General features: G+C 70.6%; 14 protein-coding genes and 2 pseudogenes. 15 read left to right on the top strand and 1 reads right to left on the bottom strand.

Annotation, left to right across the window (positions count from 1 at the left end; translation table 11 throughout):
• The first annotated feature begins 164 nt into the window (after window positions 1–164).
• The 7 genes and pseudogenes from rpsA (at window position 165) to DEJ15_RS11385 (ending at window position 6,272) form a co-directional block, all read left to right on the top strand.
• Window positions 165–1,622, top strand: a complete 1,458-nt coding sequence (gene rpsA, locus DEJ15_RS11415; protein ID WP_110825035.1) for a 30S ribosomal protein S1 — start codon at window positions 165–167, stop codon at window positions 1,620–1,622.
• A 118-nt stretch (window positions 1,623–1,740) separates the two neighbouring features.
• Window positions 1,741–2,343: a dephospho-CoA kinase gene (gene coaE / locus DEJ15_RS11410; protein ID WP_110825034.1), complete on the top strand. Its 603-nt coding sequence runs from the start codon at window positions 1,741–1,743 to the stop codon at window positions 2,341–2,343.
• The gene (locus DEJ15_RS11405; RefSeq protein WP_284175010.1) at window positions 2,340–3,011 is read left to right on the top strand and encodes a hypothetical protein; all 672 of its coding nucleotides are present in this window, start codon (window positions 2,340–2,342) and stop codon (window positions 3,009–3,011) included. The genes coaE and DEJ15_RS11405 overlap by 4 nt, the downstream gene beginning before the upstream one ends.
• Window positions 3,011–3,409, top strand: coding sequence for a hypothetical protein (locus tag DEJ15_RS11400; RefSeq protein WP_284175009.1), 399 nt, complete (start codon window positions 3,011–3,013; stop codon window positions 3,407–3,409). The genes DEJ15_RS11405 and DEJ15_RS11400 overlap by 1 nt, the downstream gene beginning before the upstream one ends.
• 14 nt (window positions 3,410–3,423) lie before the next feature.
• Window positions 3,424–3,933, top strand: a complete 510-nt coding sequence (locus tag DEJ15_RS11395; protein ID WP_284175008.1) for a hypothetical protein — start codon at window positions 3,424–3,426, stop codon at window positions 3,931–3,933.
• A pseudogene (locus DEJ15_RS18515) lies at window positions 3,839–5,407 on the top strand (class I adenylate-forming enzyme family protein); the annotation flags it as partial. The gene DEJ15_RS11395 and the pseudogene DEJ15_RS18515, both read left to right, overlap by 95 nt.
• 82 nt (window positions 5,408–5,489) lie before the next feature.
• Window positions 5,490–6,272, top strand: a complete 783-nt coding sequence (locus DEJ15_RS11385; protein ID WP_284175006.1) for an acyltransferase family protein — start codon at window positions 5,490–5,492, stop codon at window positions 6,270–6,272.
• Here DEJ15_RS11385 and DEJ15_RS11380 read toward each other — a convergent pair.
• Window positions 6,220–7,437: an MFS transporter gene (locus DEJ15_RS11380; RefSeq protein WP_284176199.1), complete on the bottom strand. Its 1,218-nt coding sequence runs from the start codon at window positions 7,435–7,437 to the stop codon at window positions 6,220–6,222. The two genes, DEJ15_RS11385 and DEJ15_RS11380, sit on opposite strands and share 53 nt — an antisense overlap.
• Before the next feature lie 86 nt (window positions 7,438–7,523).
• Here DEJ15_RS11380 and DEJ15_RS11375 point away from each other — a divergent pair, with 86 nt between their 5' ends.
• The 8 genes and pseudogenes from DEJ15_RS11375 to gap all read left to right on the top strand — a co-directional run bounded on the left by DEJ15_RS11375 (window position 7,524) and on the right by gap (window position 19,307).
• Complete coding sequence (locus DEJ15_RS11375; RefSeq protein ID WP_284175005.1) at window positions 7,524–7,688, top strand: hypothetical protein; 165 nt, start codon at window positions 7,524–7,526, stop codon at window positions 7,686–7,688.
• Window positions 7,689–7,806: 118 nt separating this feature from the next.
• Window positions 7,807–9,897: an excinuclease ABC subunit UvrB gene (gene uvrB / locus DEJ15_RS11370; protein WP_110825030.1), complete on the top strand. Its 2,091-nt coding sequence runs from the start codon at window positions 7,807–7,809 to the stop codon at window positions 9,895–9,897.
• Between the two features lie 47 nt (window positions 9,898–9,944).
• Window positions 9,945–10,865 (top strand): SDR family NAD(P)-dependent oxidoreductase, encoded by a 921-nt coding sequence (locus DEJ15_RS11365; RefSeq protein ID WP_284175004.1) that lies wholly within the window; start codon window positions 9,945–9,947, stop codon window positions 10,863–10,865.
• 48 nt (window positions 10,866–10,913) lie between these two features.
• A complete protein-coding gene (uvrA, locus tag DEJ15_RS11360) occupies window positions 10,914–13,937 on the top strand; it encodes an excinuclease ABC subunit UvrA (protein WP_258365883.1) in 3,024 nt (1,007 codons plus the stop codon).
• Window positions 13,938–16,028: an excinuclease ABC subunit UvrC gene (uvrC, locus tag DEJ15_RS11355; protein WP_110825028.1), complete on the top strand. Its 2,091-nt coding sequence runs from the start codon at window positions 13,938–13,940 to the stop codon at window positions 16,026–16,028.
• Between the two features lie 109 nt (window positions 16,029–16,137).
• Window positions 16,138–17,026 (top strand): annotated as a pseudogene (rapZ, locus tag DEJ15_RS11350) (RNase adapter RapZ).
• Between the two features lie 78 nt (window positions 17,027–17,104).
• Window positions 17,105–18,085 carry a DNA-binding protein WhiA gene (whiA, locus tag DEJ15_RS11345; protein WP_110825026.1) on the top strand — a complete coding sequence of 327 codons (981 nt, stop codon included), beginning with the start codon at window positions 17,105–17,107 and terminating at the stop codon, window positions 18,083–18,085.
• A 217-nt stretch (window positions 18,086–18,302) separates the two neighbouring features.
• On the top strand, window positions 18,303–19,307 hold the full coding sequence (gap, locus tag DEJ15_RS11340; protein ID WP_110825025.1) for a type I glyceraldehyde-3-phosphate dehydrogenase: 1,005 nt from the start codon (window positions 18,303–18,305) through the stop codon (window positions 19,305–19,307).
• Window positions 19,308–19,311: the final 4 nt, after the last annotated feature.

Raw genomic sequence — 19,311 nt, 5'->3', positions numbered from 1 at the left:
CGCTGGATAGACTTGTGCGGCGCAATCCGCGCCAACAACACACACCGCCACGGTGGCTCGCACCGGGTCCGACAGGTCGCACGACCTGCAGGACCGGATCGCGGACCGGGGGGTCGCTCCCTCGCCGCCTGGCCCGACTCATGTCCGTTCGGAGCAATCTCTACATGACAACCACCACGACCAAGGCTCCCAAGCAGGTCGCCATCAACGACATCGGCTCGGCTGATGACTTCCTGGCCGAGGTCGAGAAGACCCTGAAGTTCTTCAACGACGGAGACCTCATCTCCGGCACCGTCGTGAAGATCGACCGCGACGAGGTCCTCCTCGACGTCGGGTACAAGACCGAGGGTGTCATCCCCTCGCGCGAGCTCTCGATCAAGCACGACGTCGACCCCAACGAGGTCGTCAACGTCGGTGACGAGGTCGAGGCCCTGGTCCTCCAGAAGGAGGACAAGGAAGGCCGCCTGATCCTGTCGAAGAAGCGTGCACAGTACGAGCGTGCATGGGGCGACGTCGAGAAGATCAAGGAGTCCGACGGTGTCGTGACCGGTACGGTCATCGAGGTCGTCAAGGGCGGTCTCATCGTCGACATCGGCCTCCGCGGCTTCCTCCCGGCCTCGCTCATCGAGCTGCGCCGTGTCCGCGACCTGACGCCGTACCTCGGTCAGGAGCTCGAGGCGAAGATCCTCGAGCTCGACAAGAACCGCAACAACGTGGTCCTCTCGCGCCGCGCCCTGCTCGAGCAGACGCAGTCCGAGTCGCGCACCACGTTCCTCAACAACCTCCACAAGGGCCAGGTCCGCAAGGGCGTCGTCTCGTCGATCGTCAACTTCGGTGCGTTCGTCGACCTCGGCGGCGTCGACGGTCTCGTCCACGTCTCCGAGCTCAGCTGGAAGCACATCGAGCACGCCAGCGAGGTCGTCGAGGTCGGTCAGGAAGTCACCGTCGAGATCCTCGAGGTGGACCTGGACCGCGAGCGCGTGTCGCTCTCGCTCAAGGCCACGCAGGAAGACCCGTGGCAGGTCTTCGCCCGCACCCACGCGATCGGTCAGATCGCGCCGGGCAAGGTCACGAAGCTCGTGCCGTTCGGTGCGTTCGTCCGCGTCGCGGACGGCATCGAGGGTCTCGTGCACATCTCGGAGCTCTCGAACAAGCACGTCGAGCTCGCCGAGCAGGTCGTGTCCGTGGGCGACGAGGTGTTCGTCAAGATCATCGACATCGACCTCGACCGTCGCCGCATCTCGCTCAGCCTCAAGCAGGCCAACGAGGGCGTCGACCCGGAGAGCACCGAGTTCGACCCGGCGCTCTACGGCATGCCGACCGAGTACGACGACAAGGGTGACTACAAGTACCCCGAGGGCTTCGACCCGGAGACGAACGAGTGGCTCGAGGGCTACGACACCCAGCGCGAGGAGTGGGAGCGTCAGTACGCTGCGGCCCAGGCCCGTTGGGAGGCCCACAAGGCCCAGGTCGCCAAGTCGCTCACCGAAGAGGCGCAGGGTGGCTTCGACCTCCCGGCCGCTGCCTCGTCGTCGTTCACGAGCGAGACGACCGGCGCCGGCACCCTCGCCGACGACGCGTCCCTCGCGGCACTCCGTGAGAAGCTCAGCTCGACCAACTGAGCACCGCTCGATCGACTGATCGAGTCGCACTGACCGGAGCCCGGTCCTGATCGTCCCGCACGGGGCGGTCGGGCCGGGCTTCCGGCGTTCGTGGAGCCGTCCGTGCCACGCTGTCGTCGTGCGCATCATCGGACTCACGGGCGGCATCGCCGCGGGCAAGTCGACGGTCTCCAGGCGGTTCGCCGAACACGGCGCGGTGGTGGTGGACGCCGACCAGCTCGCGCGGGACGCCGTCGCTCCGGGCAGCGCTGGCCTCGCCGCGGTGCGGGAGCGGTTCGGCCCCGCGGTCGTGACGGAGGAGGGCGAGCTCGACCGTCCGGCGCTCGGCGCGATCGTGTTCGCGGACGCCGCCGCCCGGAAGGACCTGGAGGGCATCACCCACCCGGAGGTGTGGCGTCTCGCGCAGGAGCGGTTCGACGCCGCCGGGGCCGCGGACCCCGACGCGGTCGTCGTCTACGACGTGCCGCTCCTGGCCGAGGCGGCCGGCGCACGCCCCCTGCGCTTCGACGCCGTCGTGGTCGTCGACGCCCCGGCCGCGGTCCGGGTCGAGCGGCTCGTCGCGCACCGTGGCATGGCGCGTGCGGACGCCGAGCGGCGGGTCGCCGCCCAGGCGTCGGACGCGGACCGTCTCGCCCTCGCCGACCACGTCGTCGACGCGACCCGCTCGGTCGAGGACACGATCCGCTCGGCGGACGAGGTCTGGGCCCGACTCGTCCGATGAGGGCTCACCACCGCCTGCTCGTCGTCGCGGTCCTCGTCCTGGTCGCGATCGGTCTGGCCTCGCTCGTCGGCGCGAACGTGCTCGGCGGGCAGCGGGTCGCCGAGGGCGGGCGTCCGGGGCTGCCGCACCGGACGCTCGGCCCCGAGGAGACGCCGCACGACGTCTTCCACCGCTTCCGTCTGGGCTCCATCGACGGCGAGCGGTTGTCACCGAACCGGAACGACTTCGCCGCCCGGACCACACCGGACGGTCCGCTGCTGCTGTTCCTGCCGGCCACGCGGTCGAAGCCGGCCGAGTACCAGCGCTTCCTGACGACGGCGCTGGGCGACGGGTACCACGTGCTCGGACTCGACTACTGGAACCTCGGCAAGACACTGTCCGCGACGTGCGAGGCCGATGCGCGCTGCTACGGACAGGTCCAGCGGAACCGGTTCGACGGCACCCGGAGTTCGGAGTACAGCAGCGTCACCCCGGCGGGCTCGATCGTGTCGCGGTTCCGGGACGCGGTGGCACACCTGGACGAGGTGGACCCCGACGGCGGCTGGGGGGCGGTTCGTGCAGGCCGACGAGGACATCACCTGGGGGGGACATCGTCGTCGCCGGCCACTCACAGGGCGGAGGCGAGGCCGCGTACATCGCCCACATCCGGCCCGTCCTCGGTGCCCTGATGTTCGCCGCGCCGGTGGAGTCCGTCGGTCCGGTCCACGCGGCCTGGATGGACCGCCCCGGCCGGACCCCGGCGACCCGCATGTACGCGCTCGACGACGTCCGCGACTCCTACCGACCGAGGATCACCGGTTCGTGGACGGCGCTCGGACTCGAGGGACGGGGCGGCGCCGGTGGCACGGGCGGGCCCTGGCGGACCCGGACCGCTCCGCCACGTCCCGGGGCCGACCCGCACGCGATCCTGACCAGGCTGCCCGGCGGTGATGCCCGCCACGCGCACTCCCGGGTGGTCAAGGACACGACCCCGCTCGACGAGCACGGCGACCCGCACATGCTCGCGTTGTGGCAGTGGTTGCTGCACCGGTTCCCCACGCCCGTCGTTCCCTCCGCGCGGTCATAGGCGCCGGAAATACGATGGGACGGTGCAGCACGACGGCGATCCCTCCTCTCCCACCTCCCCCGGGCGTCCCCGACAGCGGGGACGACCCGGCGACCGCGGTCGGTGGACCGCCGACGCTGCCCGGGCTCGCCGACCTCGTCCGCCGCCGAGCCGAGCAGGACGGCGACCGCTCGTACCTCGAGGACGCCCGTTCGGACCGCGTCCTCACGTACCGTGCGCTGCACGACGCCGTGACCGCCTGGTCGCGCACCTTCGACGCGATCGGGATGCCGGCCTCCGGCGGTGTCCTCGTCGACGTCGGCGACCCGCTCGCCTTCGCCGTCGTCCACCTCGCCGCGGTCGCCTCCGGTCGGCGGTCGGTCCCGGTCGACACCGGCCAGCCGGCCACCGAACCCGCTCGGCTCGCAGCCCTCCTGGGGGGGTGCGGTCATGGTCGTCTCCGACCGTCCGGAGGACGCGACCGTCGCCGGAGCGCCGGCCGCCGGTGTGGACGCGGCCACGTACCTCCCGACCGGGGTGCGTGACGGCGACGTGGCGGAGGGTGTGCCGGACGCTCCCGGACAGGGCTCGGTCGTCCTGTTCACCTCCGGGTCGACCGGGACGCCGAAGGGCGTCGAGCTGCCGGAGTCACAGTTGCTCGCCGTCGCCCGCGCCGTGGCGGAGCACAACCGGCTGACCGAGTACGACCGCGGGTTCAACTCGCTGCCGCTGTTCCACGTCAACGCCGAGGTCGTGGGCCTCCTCGCCACCCTCGTCGCCGGCGCGACGCTCGTGCTCGACCGCCGGTTCCGACGGACCGACTTCTGGGAACTGCTCGAGGAGCGCCGGATCACCTGGCTCAACGCGGTGCCCGCGGTCCTCGCGGTCCTCGCCAAGACCGGTCCGTTGGCGTTCCCGGAGACGCTCCGCTTCGTCCGGAGCGCGTCGGCCCCGCTGCCCGACACGGTGCGCGCCGCCCTCGGGAACGTCCCGCTCGTCGTGAGTTGGGGCATGACCGAGGGAGCCAGCCAGATCACCGCGACGCCGCTCGGCGCACCGGCGCGACCCGGGTCCGTCGGACTGCCCGTCGGTTCCGAGGTGCAGGTCCGCGGCGAGGACGGTGCGGTGCTGCCGGCCGGCGAGATCGGTGCGCTCTGGGTACGGGGACCGGGCATCGTCCGGTCGTACCTGGGTGGACGCGCGGCCGACCGGTTCGACGCCGACGGGTGGCTGTCGACCGGGGACCTCGGGTCGGTCGCACCGGACGGCTGGGTGTCCCTCGCGGGCCGCTCCGACGACGTCATCAACCGCGGCGGCGAGAAGGTCTACCCGTCGGAGGTGGAGGACGTCCTGCTGCGTGACCCTCGCGTGCTCGAGGCCGTCGTGGTCGGGCGGCCGGACGACGTGCTCGGTGCCGTCCCCGTGGCCTACGTCATCGCGCAGGAGGACGTCGACACCGCGGGCCTGCTCGAGGACCTCGCGGCGCTGGCGGAGTCCGCCCTGACCCGGTTCCGTCGGCCGGCCGAGATCTCCCTGGTGCCCGACCTCCCGCGCGCCCCCCACCGGCAAGGTCCAGCGGGCCCGCGTCCGAGCCATGGCCGAGTCACGGTGAGCGCGCGTCCCACACCGACCGGGCACGACGCCGCGAGCGCAACGACCGGCACGAGTGCGACCGCCACCGATGCGGCCGGCACCACTGCAGCCGGCGCCACTGTGGCCGGCACCACGGGCACGACGACGGGCGTGCAGACGCCGACGCGGACGGCGTCCGGGCGCCCGCGCCACCTGTACGAGGTCGACGTCCTGCGCATCCTCACCTTCGCCTGCGTCATCGGCGTCCACACGACGAGCCACACGGTCGCCTCCGACGACGTCGGGCTCTACGCCGTGCTCGGCCTGCTGCACTTCACCCGGCTGGTCTTCTTCTCGCTGACCGCGTTCGTCCTGGTGTACAGCTGGTCCCTCCGCCCACGGCCGCTCGCGCAGTTCTGGCCCCGCCGGTTCCTGCTCGTCGGCGTGCCGTACCTGGCCTGGTCGTTCGTGTACGTCGTGGCGGCCTGGCTCATCGACGGGACGACCCGGGGGGGACGTCCCGGCACTCGTGACGACCGCAGCCGAGGGGATCGTCACCGGGACGGCCTGGTACCACCTGTACTTCCTGCTCGTGACGATGCAGGTGTACCTGCTCCTGCCGGTGATCGTCTGGTTGGTCAGGGTCACCCGGCGGCACCACGTCACGCTCCTGGTGGTCTCGTTCGTCGTCCAGCTGGCCGTCTTCGCCGCCTACAAGTACGAGCCGCACTCGATCGACTGGTTGCACGGCTACCAGAAGCAGTTCTTCTTCTCGTACGTGTTCTTCATCGTGGCGGGTGCCGTCGCCGCGGACCACGCCGATGCGTTCCTGCGCTTCATCCGCGAGCACCGACGGGCCGTCCTGTGGGCGTTCGCCGGGGCCGGTGCCGTCACGCTCGGGGTCTGGTGGGTGCAGGTCGGCCTCGGGCAGTCCCTCTACGCCGCCGGTACTCCGCTGCAGCCCGTCCAGGTGCTGTGGAGCACCGCGGTCTTCGTCGGGTTCCTGACGATCGGCGCCGCGTGGGCGGACCGCCGCCGCGCCGACAGCCCACTGGCCCGGGTCGTCGACTACGCCTCGGACCGGTCGTTCGGGATCTTCCTCAGCCACCCGTTCGTGATCTGGATCCTGCTGTACGGGGACAGCTGGCTCGAAGCCGTGGTGCCGAAGCCGTGGCTGACGCTCGTGACCGTCGTGCTCGTCCTCGTGCTGTCGGTCGCGGTGACCGAGGTGTTCCGGTGGACGCCGCTCAGCGTGCCGCTCACCGGCCGCCCGTCGCGCGCACGACGCCGCGTCGCGCGCACCGCCGCCTGAGCAGCCCTGCCGGTCCGGGGTGCTGTGGGCCTCCCGGCCGTGCGGTCAGGGGGGTCCCGCCGCGCTCCGCTGCCGGGACACCGGTCTCGAGCACCCCGTCCGTCATGGTGAGCCGCTGGGGCTTCATCACCCACGCCACGACGGCGGCGGCCGCGAGGAGGGCGCAGGAGATCCCGAACGGGATCTGCCAGCCGGAGGCCTCGATGAGCGTGCCGAAGACGATGGGCGAGACGACGCCCGCCACGCCGAAGCCGGTGTTCATGAAGCCGGACGCGGTGCCCGACCACTGCGGCGCGACGTCCATCGGGATCGCCCACAGGTTCGCGTTGCAGAGCTCGAGGAAGAAGAACGACAGCGCGAGCGACACCGTGGCCACGGTGAGGCTCTGTCCGGCGACAAGCAGGGGCAGCAGGCACACGAGCGACCCGCCGAGCCCGACGACCAGGACCACCCGGCGCGCGTGACGGCTGTCCCCGCCGCGGTGGATGATCCGGTCGCTCAGCATGCCGCCGACGGTGTCGCCGACGACGCCGGCGAGCAGCACCGCGGTGGTGAACCACGCGAAGGCGGTGATCTCGAGGTCGTACTCGTCGCTGAGGAAGGTCGGGATCCAGGTCAGGAACACCCAGAGCGTCCAGCCGTAGCCGAAGTCGACGAAGGAGACCGGCAGGATCTGCTTCGCGAGGGCCCGCCACGGGACCGGCGGCCGGGTCGCCCGGGTCTCCACGGGCGGGAGCTCCGCCAACTCGGTCCCGGTGATCCCGCGGGCGTCCTCGGGGCGGTCCCGGAAGGCGACGAACCAGACGATGCCCCAGGCGACGGACAGGAGGGCCGTGGCGAAGAAGGCGAGTCGCCATCCGCTGATCGCGATGAAGTACGCCACGAGGAGGGGCGCGAGGGCGTTGCCGAGGCGGGCGGCCGAGTGCACGACGCCCTGCGCGAAACCGTTCCGGTCGCGCGGGATCCACCGGCTCATCGCCTGGGTCGCGGACGGGAAGGCGGCCGCTTCGCTGAGGCCGAGGAGGAGCCGTGCGGCGAGCAGCGTCCAGAACCCGACCGCGAGACCGGTCCAGAGCGTCGCGACGCCCCACACCACGGTGATGACGAAGAGCGCGCGGCGCGGACCCGCCTTCTCGCTGATCGTCCCGCCGAACACCTGGAGCAGCGCGTAGGGGGAGTGAGAAGGCCGCCACGACGTACCCGGCGGCGGACTCGGTGAGCCCGAACTCCTCGGTGATGTGCGGCAGGGCCGTGGAGATGTTCGTCCGGTCGATGTACGAGATCGCGTACATGAAGCAGAGCAGGACGAGCACCCGGCCGCGGATGCGTCCGCGGAACGGGGTGCCCTTCGTCGGGATCGGTGCTGGCGCCGCAGCGGGGGCCGTGGTCATGGGGCCTCTTCGGTCGGGTTGCTGAACGGACCGGAGGCTACGACCGTCGCCGATCAGGACCCTCGGAGTCCGCTATCAGGTGACAGTACGCCGTGGGCGAGCAGAACCGTCCGATGTCGTCAGCCGCGCCTACTGTGGACAGCATGGGAGTCGCCGTCAAGCCCACGCGTGCCATCCGTCCGTTCGAGGTCGTCAGTGAGTACTCGCCGAGCGGTGACCAGCCCGCGGCGATCGCCGAGCTCGCGGGCCGCATCAACGCCGGTGAGACGGACGTGGTGCTGCTCGGCGCCACGGGTACCGGCAAGTCGGCGACGACGGCGTGGCTGATCGAGCAGGTGCAGCGGCCGACACTCGTGCTCGCGCACAACAAGACGCTGGCCGCGCAGCTCGCGAACGAGTTCCGTGGGCTCATGCCGAACAACGCCGTCGAGTACTTCGTGTCGTACTACGACTACTACCAGCCCGAGGCGTACGTCCCGCAGACCGACACCTTCATCGAGAAGGACTCCTCCGTCAACGCCGAGGTCGAGCGGCTCCGGCACTCGACGACGAACTCGCTCCTCAGCCGACGGGACTCCGTCGTGGTGTCCACCGTCTCGTGCATCTACGGCCTCGGCACGCCGGAGCAGTACATGAACGCCTCGGTGGCGCTGCACATCGGCCAGACCATCTCGCGCGACCAGCTCGTGCGGAAGTTCGTCAGCATGCAGTACCAGCGCAACGACGTCGACTTCGCCCGTGGCACCTTCCGGGTCCGCGGCGACACGCTCGAGATCATCCCGATGTACGAAGAGCACGCGATCCGCATCGAGATGTTCGGGGACGAGATCGAGGCACTGTCCTCGCTCCACCCGCTGACGGGCAACGTCATCGACGACCTGCCGGCCGTGTCGATCTTCCCGGCGTCGCACTACGTCGCGGACACCGACGTCATGCACCGGGCGATCAGCTCCATCAAGGAGGAACTCGCCGAACGACTCGCCGAGCTCGAGGGCCAGGGGAAGCTGCTCGAGGCCCAGCGGCTCCGGATGCGCACGACGTTCGACATCGAGATGATGGAGCAGATCGGCTTCTGCTCGGGCATCGAGAACTACTCCCGGCACATGGAGGGCCGCGGCCCCGGGGAAGCGCCGCACTGTCTCATCGACTACTTCCCGGACGACTTCCTCCTCGTCATCGACGAGTCGCACGTCACCGTGCCGCAGATCGGCGCGATGTACGAGGGCGACGCCTCCCGCAAGCGCACCCTCGTGGAGCACGGGTTCCGGCTGCCGAGCGCGATGGACAACCGCCCGCTGAAGTGGGAGGAGTTCCTCGACCGTGTCGGGCAGAAGGTCTTCCTGTCCGCCACCCCGGGCAAGTACGAGCTCGGCATCACGGACAGCGTCGTCGAGCAGATCATCCGTCCGACCGGCCTGGTCGACCCCGAGATCGTCATCAAGCCGAGCGACGGCCAGATCGACGACCTGCTCGAGGAGATCAAGCAGCGGACCGAGAAGGACGAACGCGTCCTCGTCACCACCCTCACCAAGCGGATGGCGGAGGAACTGACCGACTTCCTCGGGAACGCCGGCGTGCGTGTGCGGTACCTGCACTCGGACGTGGACACCCTGAAGCGCGTGGAGCTCCTGACCGAGCTGCGCCAGGGCGTGTACGACGTCCTCATCGGCATCAACCTGCTCCGCGAGGGTCTCGACCTGCCCGAGGTCTCCCTCGTCGCGATCCTCGACGCCGACAAGGAGGGGTTCCTGCGGTCGTCGACGTCGCTCATCCAGACGATCGGTCGCGCGGCCCGCAACGTGTCGGGTCAGGTGCTCATGTACGCCGACAAGATGACCGACTCGATGAAGCAGGCCATCGAGGAGACCGACCGGCGGCGTGAGAAGCAGGTCGCCTACAACCTCGAGCACGGCATCGACCCGCAGCCGCTCCGCAAGAAGATCGCGGACATCACCGAGGTCCTGAACCGCGAGAACGACGACACCCGCGAGCTCCTCGAGCGTCGCGGTGGCGGCGTGCGGGACGGTCGACGTGCCCCCACGCCGTCCCTCCGTCGCGAGGGCATCGCGGGCGAGGGCGCGACCCAGCTCGAGGCGACGATCGCCGACCTGAACGACCAGATGCTGCAGGCCGCGGCCGAACTGAAGTTCGAGCTCGCGGCCCGGCTCCGCGACGAGGTGCAGGACCTCAAGAAGGCGCTGCGGCAGATGGAGTCCGCAGGCCATGTCGTCTGAGCCGGGGGGAGCCGTCGGCGTCGGACGACGCCCGTCGCACGGTGGTGGTGACGGGCGCCAGCGCGGGCCTGGGGTACCAGGCCGCCGAGCAGCTGGCCGCCGCCGGACACCGGGTCGTCCTCGCGACCCGGAACCCCGAGAAGGCGACCGCGGCGGAGCGGAGCATCCGGGCGGTGGTGCCCGACGCAACGCTCGAGCACGTGCACCTCGACCTCGCCGACCTCGGCTCCGTACGGTCCGCGGCCGACTCGCTCGCGGCGCTCGGACCCGTGCACGCGGTCCTCAACAACGCCGGGGTGGTCGGCTCGCGCGAGCGACGCTCCACCACCGAGGGCCACGAGCTGCAGATCGGCACGAACCACCTCGGCCACTTCGCGTGGACCGGTCTCGTGCTCCCGCTGCTCACCGCCACGGGTGGTCGGGTCGTCCACCTCGGGTCGATCTCGCACCGCTGGGTGACACTCGACCGCCACGACCCGCTCGGAGCCGGGCACTACAACGGCTACCGGCAGTACGCGCGGAGCAAGCTCGCTGCGATGCTCTTCGGGTTCGAACTCGCGCAGCGGCTCGCCGACGCCGGGTCGCGCGTGACGAGCGTCGTGGCGCACCCCGGCCTCGCGCTCGACTCGTTGACCGGACGGCGCACGGCGACCGGCCGTCCGGGTGCCCACGGCGTCGGGACACCGGGTCCTGTGTCCTCGGGCGCCGAGCCCGCCTGGATCGGGCCGGGCCAGCGCTGGATCGCGCAGGGCAAGGACGCCGGTGCGGTGCCGCTCGTCCACGCCGCCGTCGGCACCGACGTCCGGTCCGGCCAGTACTGGGGTCCGGCCGGCTGGTTCCAGCTCCGCGGGCCTGCGGCCGTCGTCCCCGCCGAGCCGCGCGCACACGACCGCGGCGAAGCGGCGCGGCTGTGGGCCGCGAGCGAAGACGCCTCCGGGGTCGCGTTCGCTCTCGACGCACTCGGCTGATCCGCACCGGCGGACGATTGTCGGAGCGGCTTCGTAGAATCGTCTGCGATGACCATCACCTCTGACCGCGGAACCGCCATGTCCGACCCGGATGACTTCGACGAGCCGTCGGACCTGCACCTGCCCGGTGGGACGGCTCCGCACGACACGTCGACGCTGAGCGTCCGTGGCGCACGCGTGCACAACCTCCGCGACGTCGACCTCGAGATCCCGCGCGACTCGCTCGTCGTCTTCACCGGACTGTCCGGCTCCGGCAAGTCCTCGCTGGCGTTCGACACGATCTTCGCCGAGGGGCAGCGGCGGTACGTGGAGTCGCTGTCCGCGTACGCGCGCCAGTTCCTCGGCCAGGTCGACCGGCCGGACGTCGACTTCATCGAGGGCCTGTCGCCCGCGGTGTCGATCGACCAGAAGTCGACGAACCGCAACCCGCGGTCCACGGTGGGCACCATCACCGAGGTCTACGACTACATGCGTCTGCTCTGGGCGCGCATCGGCATCCCGCACTGCCCCGTCTGCGGTGAGGTGATCAGCAAGCAGAGCGTGCAGCAGATCGCCGACCAGCTCATGACGCAGGAGACCGGCACCCGGTTCCAGGTGCTCGCGCCGATCGTGTCGAAGAAGAAGGGCGAGTTCGTCGACCTCTTCCAGGAGCTCGCCGCGTCCGGCTACGCGCGCGCGATCGTCGACGGGGAGCGCATCCAGCTGAGCAACCCGCCGACGCTCAAGAAGCAGGTCAAGCACGACATCTCGGTCATCATCGACCGGCTGGTGGCGAGCGACGACATCCTCGGCCGGCTGACCGACTCCCTCGAGACGGCGCTGCGGCTCACGAACGGCACCGTCGCGATCGACCTCGTCGACCACGAGGGCCCCGGCGCGGTCCGCACCTACTCCGAGAACCTCTCGTGCCCGAACAACCACCCGCTCGCGCTCACCGAGATCGAGCCGCGGACGTTCTCCTTCAACGCGCCGTTCGGCGCCTGCCCCGAGTGCTCCGGCCTCGGCACGCGGATGTCGGTCGACCCGGACCTCGTCCTCGGCGACCCCGAGGCCTCCCTGGCCGACGGCGTCCTGCTGCCCTGGACCGGGACGAGCGGCCTGTACTCCTACTTCGAGAAGCTGCTCGCCGGTCTCGGCAAGGAGCTCGGCTTCCGCCTGGACACGCCGTGGAACCAGCTGCCCGCGTCGGTGCAGGCCGCCATCCTCACCGGCAAGGACTTCGAGGTCTCGGTGTCCTGGAAGAACCGCTTCGGCCGCGAGATGCGGTACACGAGCGGGTTCGAGGGCGTCATGCCCTACATCGAGCGCAAGTTCGCCGAGGCCGAGACCGACTCGCAGCGCCAGCGGTTCCAGGGCTACCTGCGCGAGGTGCCGTGCCCCGTGTGCGACGGCACCCGCCTCAAGCCGGAGGTCCTCGCGGTGACGGTGGACGGCCGCAGCATCGCCGACGTCACGGACATGGCGCTCGACGAGGCCTACGGCTTCATGGCCGACATCACGCTCACCGCGCGGGAGGCGCACATCGCCGCCGCCGTGCTGCGCGAGATCCGGGCGCGGCTCGAGTTCCTGCTCGAGGTCGGCCTCAACTACCTGACCCTGGCGCGCGGAGCCGGCGGTCTCTCCGGCGGCGAAGCACAGCGCATCCGGCTCGCGACCCAGATCGGGTCCGGTCTGACGGGCGTGCTGTACGTCCTCGACGAGCCGAGCATCGGGCTGCACCAGCGCGACAACCGCCGGCTCATCGACACCCTGGTCAAGCTCAAGGACCTCGGCAACACCCTCATCGTCGTCGAGCACGACGAGGACACGATCCGCACCGCGGACTGGGTCGTCGACATCGGTCCTGGCGCGGGCGTCAACGGCGGCAACGTCGTGCACTCGGGCTCCTACGCGGACATGATCGAGAACCGCGAGTCGATCACGGGTGACTACCTGGCCGGACGTCGGGCGATCGAGATGCCGTCCGAGCGCCGCAAGGTGAACCGCAAGCGCGTCATCAGCGTGCAGGGTGCGCGGGCGAACAACCTCAAGGACGTGGACGTCGACTTCCCGCTCGGCGTGTTCACGGCGGTCACGGGCGTGAGCGGCTCGGGCAAGTCGACGCTGGTCAACGACATCCTCTACAAGGTGCTCGCCAACCAGCTCAACGGTGCCCGGCACATCGCCGGCAAGCACACCCGTGTGAAGGGCCTCGACCAGCTCGACAAGGTCGTGCACGTCGACCAGGCGCCGATCGGCCGGACGCCGCGGTCCAACCCGGCGACCTACACGGGCGTGTTCGACCGCATCCGGCAGCTGTTCGCCGAGACGCAGGAGGCGAAGACCCGCGGGTACCAGCCCGGGCGCTTCAGCTTCAACGTCAAGGGCGGTCGCTGCGAGAACTGCTCCGGCGACGGCACGATCAAGATCGAGATGAACTTCCTGCCCGACGTCTACGTCGCGTGCGAGGTCTGCGGCGGTGCCCGGTACAACCGCGAGACGCTGCAGGTGCACTACAAGGGCAAGAACATCTCCGAGGTGCTCGACATGCCGATCAGCGAGGCGGCCGAGTTCTTCGAGCCGATCTCCGCGATCCACCGCTACATGGCGACGCTCGTCGACGTGGGCCTCGGGTACGTCCGGCTCGGGCAGAGCGCCACGACGCTCTCCGGCGGCGAGGCCCAGCGCGTGAAGCTCGCCACCGAGCTCCAGCGCCGTTCGAACGGCCGCACGGTGTACGTGCTCGACGAGCCGACCACGGGTCTGCACTTCGAGGACGTCCGCAAGCTGCTCCTCGTGCTGCAGAGCCTGGTCGACAAGGGCAACACGGTGATCACGATCGAACACAACCTCGACGTCATCAAGTCCGCCGACTGGCTCATCGACATGGGGCCCGAGGGCGGGTCCGGCGGCGGTACGGTGCTCGCGACCGGTACGCCGGAGCACGTCGCCGACGTCCCCGAGAGCCACACCGGGGTCTTCCTGCGGGAGATCCTCGACGCCCAGGACGCCCGCGTCGGCAAGCAGCGGTCCGTGCAGGGCCGACAGGGCGAGGTGCGCGGCGCCGCGGCGGCGAAGGCGGGTGCTCGGTAGGTGGCGGACACCGTCGCATGGCGTCCGAAGGCCGGTGAGATCCCGACCGACCCGGGCGTGTACCGGTGGCGCGACGAGGCCGGCCGGGTGCTCTACGTCGGCAAGGCGAAGAACCTCCGCGCGCGGCTGAGCAACTACTTCGCGCCGTTGCCGACGCTGCACGAGCGCACCCGGCGCATGGTGCTGACGGCGCGCAGCGTCGAGTGGACCACGGTCGGTTCCGAGATCGAGGCGCTCCAGCTCGAGTACACCTGGATCAAGGAGTTCGACCCGCCCTTCAACGTCAAGTTCCGCGACGACAAGTCCTACCCGTACATGGCGATCACGATGGCGGACGAGGCGCCGCGGGTGATGGTCACGCGCAACCGCAAGATCAAGGGCGCGAAGTACTTCGGGCCCTACCCGAAGATCTGGGCGGTGCACGACACGATCGACCTCATGATCAAGGTGTTCCCGATCCGCACCTGCTCGGAGTCGTCGTACAAGCGCGCGATGCAGACCGGCAAGCCGTGCTTCCCGGGGCAGATCGGCAAGTGCGGCGGACCGTGTTCGCAGCGGGTCACGATCGAGGAGCACCGGGCGCTGGTCGAGGAGTTCGTCCGCTTCATGGGCAGCTACGACCGGCGTGTGATCACGCAGCTGCGGCAGCGCATGGCCGCCTCGGCCGACGCCATGCAGTACGAGCAGGCGGCGCGCTACCGGGACCAGGTCGAGGCCCTCGAAGCCGTGCTCGAGAAGTCCGCCGTGGTGCTCAAGGACTCGGTGGACCTCGACCTGTTCGGCATCGCCGAGGACGAGCTCGCCGCCGCCGTGCAGCTGTTCTCGGTGCGGGGCGGCCGGATCCGCGGTGTGCGCGGTTGGGTGGTCGACAAGGAACTCGACATCAGCACCGGGGACCTCGTCGAGCAGATCGTCCAGGGCGTGTACGCCGGGACGGACCTGCCCGCCGGTGCCGGTGGTGAGGAACCGCCGCGCGAGGTCGTGGTGCCGGTCCTGCCCGACGACGCCGACGCCCTGCAGCAGTGGCTCAGCGACCGCCGGGGTGGTCGTGGCACGAAGCTCAGCACCGCCCAGCGCGGGGACCGTGCCGGTCTGGCCCGGACCGCCTCGCAGAACGCCCAGCAGGCGCTCATGCTCTACAAGACCAAGCGCTCGGCCGACTACACGACCCGTGCTGCGGCCCTCGCCGACATCCAGGAGGCCCTCGGCATGACCGAGGCGCCGCTGCGGATGGAGTGCTACGACATCTCGCACCTGCAAGGCACCAACGTCGTCGCCTCGATGGTCGTCTTCGAGGACGGGCTGCCCCGCAAGGACCAGTACCGCCGGTACACGATCGCCGAGACGACCGACGACACGGACAGCATGTACCAGGTCCTCACACGGCGGCTCGCCCGCCTCGACGAGGACGCGGCCCTGCCCGACGTCCCCGATGCGACCGTGGACGACGTGGTCGACGGCACGAAGCCGACGAAGCGCTTCGCGTACCGGCCGCAGCTCCTCGTGGTGGACGGTGGGCAGCCGCAGGTCGCGGCGGCGAAGCGCGCGCTGGACGAGGCCGGGGTGACCGACATCGCGCTCGTCGGGATCGCGAAGCGGCTCGAGGAGCTCTGGCTGCCCGACGACGACTTCCCGGTCATCCTGCCCCGCAACTCCGAGGCGCTCTTCCTCATCCAGCGCCTGCGAGACGAGGCCCACCGCTTCGCGATCACGCACCAGCGCACGCGGCGCAAGCGGGACGTCAAGTCGCAGCTGTCGGAGATCCCCGGGCTCGGGCCGAGCCGTGTCGCGGCGCTGCTGAAGCACTTCGGCTCGGTCACCCGGTTGCGGCAGGCCACCGCGGAGGAGGTCGGCGAGGTGCCCGGTGTCGGGCCCGCGACCGCGGCCGCCGTGGTGCGCAAGCTCGCCACCGTCCCGGTGAGCGCCCCGGAGTCGGCCAGTGCTCCCACCCCGGCCAGTGCTCCCACCCCGGCCAGTGCTCCCACCACGGCCAGCGCACCGGACACAGGTGCCGAACCGGTCGGCGCCCGGTCGGGAGGCCCGGTGCGCGTCCCCGACGCGGGGCCCGACGGGCCGCAGCGGCCCGCATGACGTCCGCACGGGCCTCCCGGCCGGACGGTAGCCTGGTCTCCGACCTGGGCCGGCGCTCGCACCGGCCGGGCGACCCGCCCGGCCCGACCACGACGGAGCTCCTTCGCAGATGACCGACACCACCTCCCAGCAGCAGCACGACGTGCTCATCGTCACCGGCATGTCCGGTGCCGGCCGGTCCACCGTGGGGAAGGCGCTCGAGGACCTCGGCTGGTACGTGGTCGACAACCTGCCCACCCAGATGCTCGGACCGCTCACGGACCTCGCCGACCGCGCGGGGGGAGTCGATCCCCAAGATCGCGACCGTGGTCGACGTGCGTGGCGGCCGCTTCTTCACCGAACCGGAGCACGCCGTCCAGCAGGTCCGCGAGAGCACCAGTGCGCGGGTCCGCGTGCTGTTCCTCGAGGCCACCGACGAGGTCCTGGTCCGACGGTTCGAGCAGGTCCGCCGCCCGCACCCGCTGCAGGGCGAGGACACCCTGCTCGACGGCATCGCCCGGGAACGGGCGCGGCTGCTCGGGCTGCGGGAAGCGTCGGACATGGTCATCGACACCTCCGACCTGAACATCCACCAGCTCGCGAACGCGGTCACGGAGCGGTTCGCCGAGGACCGGTTCGTCGGTGTCCAGGTCACCCTGATGAGCTTCGGGTTCAAGTACGGTCTGCCCGCGGACGCCGACATGGTGGCCGACGTGCGCTTCATCCCGAACCCGTACTGGGTCCCGGAACTCCGGCCGCACACCGGCCTCGACGCGCCCGTCTCCGACTACGTCCTCGAGCAGCCGGGAGCCCGCTCGTTCGTCGAGCGCTACGCCTCCGTGCTCGAGCCGGTGTTCGAGGGGTACCAGCGGGAGAACAAAAGACACGCTACGATCGCCATCGGCTGTACCGGCGGCAAGCACCGTTCGGTCGCCATCGTCGCCGAGCTGGCGAGCCTCCTCCGCGGGATGCCCAACGTCGCCGTGCGTGTGAAGAACCGAGATCTCGGCCGGGAGTGACCGTCCCACCGGCTGTCTCCACACGCGTGCGCCCCGGGGCCGCGGAACCCCACCCCGAAGAACGTAAGGAATGATGCCGTGCCGTTGACTGCCGAGGTGAAGGACGAGCTGGCCAGGGTCGTCGTCAACCGGAACACGGTCCGCGCCGCCGAGCTCGCGACCGTCCTCCGGTTCGCGGGAGGGCTGCACGTCATCTCCGGCCGGATCGCGGTCGAGGTCGAACTCGACACCCGGATCATCGTGCACCGTGTCCGGAAGGACCTCGCCGAGCTGTACGGCGTGCGCAGCGAGGCCTCCGTCGGGTCGACCGCCTCGTCCCGACGCGGCACCCGCTACCTCGTCCGCGTCCTCGAGGCCGGCGAGACGCTCGCCCGCCAGACCGGACTCATGGACGCCCGCCGTCGCCCGGTCCGCGGCCTGCCGAACCGCCTGACCACCGGCACCCGCGAGGACCTCGCCGCCATCTGGCGCGGCGCCTTCCTCGCCTCCGGCACCCTCACCGACCCGGGCCGGGCCGCCGCGCTCGAGGTCACCTGCCCGGGCAACGAGGCCGCGATGGCGCTCGTCGGTGCCGCCTCCCGCCTCGGGATCGCCGCGAAGGGCCGGGAGGTCCGGGGCGTGCACCGGGTCGTCATCCGTGACGGCGAGGCCATCGGCCAGATGCTCACCGCGATGGGCGCCGCCCGGACGACCGCCGACTGGGAGGAGATGCGCCAGCGCCGCGAGGTCCGTGCCACCGCCAACCGGCTCGTGAACTTCGACGACGCGAACCTCCGCCGCTCGGCGCAGGCCGCCGTCGCCGCCTGCGCCCGCGTCGAGCGTGCCCTCGAGATCCTCGGCGACGACGTGCCCGACCACCTGCAGTACGCCGGGACCCTCCGGCTCGAGCACCGTGACGCCTCGCTCGACGAGCTCGGCCAGCACGCGGACCCGCCCATGACCAAGGACGCGATCGCCGGCCGGATCCGCCGACTGCTCGCGATGGCCGACAAGCGCGCGTCCGACCTCGGCGTGCCCGGCACCGAGGCGAGCGTGCCCGAGGAGCTCGAAGGCGCCTGAGCCCGGTCGTCCTCCGGACCCCCTCGGCCACCGGACACCGACCCGCACGGGTCGACGTCATGCAGGTGGTCCGAGGGGGTCCGACTGCTAGGGTCGTTCCGGCGACGTTACGGGGCGTATCGTCCACCACACGTGGGCCGGCCGTCGTCCCCGACGACGCCTCCACACTCCGAAAAGCAGCGCCTCCCGAGGCGCTCCACACCCAACAGGAGCTCCATTGACCGTCAAGATCGGTATCAACGGCTTCGGCCGGATCGGCCGTAACTTCTTCCGGGCCGCTCTGGCCAAGGGCAGCGACCTCGAGATCGTGGCGGTGAACGACCTCACCGACAACGCCGCGCTCGCGAACCTGCTCAAGTACGACTCGATCACCGGCAAGCTCGGCGTCTCCGTCGAGCTCGACGGCGACAACATCGTCGTCGACGGCAAGGCCATCAAGGTGCTCGCCGAGCGCGACCCCGCCAACCTCCCCTGGGGTGAGCTCGGTGTCGACATCGTCATCGAGTCGACCGGGTTCTTCACCAAGGCCGCCGACGCACAGAAGCACATCGACGCGGGCGCCAAGAAGGTCATCATCTCCGCCCCGGCGACCGGTGACGACGTCACCATCGTCCTCGGCGTGAACGAGGACACCTACGACGCGGCGAACCACCACATCATCTCCAACGCCTCGTGCACCACGAACAGCCTCGCGCCGCTCGCCAAGGTGTTCCACGACGCGTTCGGCATCGAGCGCGGTCTCATGACCACGGTCCACGCCTACACCGCCGACCAGAACCTGCAGGACGGCCCGCACAAGGACCCGCGTCGTGCACGTGCCGCGGCCCTGAACATCGTCCCGACCTCCACCGGTGCGGCGAAGGCCATCGGCCTGGTCCTCCCGGAGCTCGCCGGCAAGCTCGACGGCTTCGCGCTCCGCGTGCCGGTCCCGACCGGTTCGATCACGGACCTCACGCTCGAGACCAAGTCGGACGTCACGGTCGACGAGATCAACGCCGTCTACAAGGCCGCCGCCGAGGGCCCGCTGAAGGGCATCCTGCTCTACAGCGAGGACCCGCTGGTGTCGACCGACATCACGACGGACCCGCACTCCTCGATCTACGACTCCGGCCTGACCAAGGTCATGGGCAACCTCGTCAAGATCACCTCGTGGTACGACAACGAGTGGGGCTACTCGAACCGCCTGGTCGACCTGACCGAGTTCGTGGGCGAGAAGCTCTGACCTG

This window comes from Curtobacterium sp. MCJR17_043 (assembly GCF_003224315.2).
Taxonomy (GTDB): domain Bacteria; phylum Actinomycetota; class Actinomycetes; order Actinomycetales; family Microbacteriaceae; genus Curtobacterium.
The sequence above is the reverse complement of the archived record's forward strand: the minus strand, read 5'-3'. Positions and strand labels throughout refer to the sequence as shown.

Excerpts from the sequence above, each read along its gene's own strand:
- DEJ15_RS11400 (WP_284175009.1), top strand. The coding sequence starts at position 3,011 with ATGTTCGCCGCGCCGGTGGAGTCCGTCGGTCCGGTCCACGCGGCCTGG.
- rpsA (WP_110825035.1), top strand. The coding sequence starts at position 165 with ATGACAACCACCACGACCAAGGCTCCCAAGCAGGTCGCCATCAACGAC.
- DEJ15_RS11405 (WP_284175010.1), top strand. The coding sequence starts at position 2,340 with ATGAGGGCTCACCACCGCCTGCTCGTCGTCGCGGTCCTCGTCCTGGTC.
- uvrA (WP_258365883.1), top strand. The coding sequence starts at position 10,914 with ATGACCATCACCTCTGACCGCGGAACCGCCATGTCCGACCCGGATGAC.
- uvrB (WP_110825030.1), top strand. The coding sequence starts at position 7,807 with ATGGGAGTCGCCGTCAAGCCCACGCGTGCCATCCGTCCGTTCGAGGTC.
- DEJ15_RS11395 (WP_284175008.1), top strand. The coding sequence starts at position 3,424 with ATGGGACGGTGCAGCACGACGGCGATCCCTCCTCTCCCACCTCCCCCG.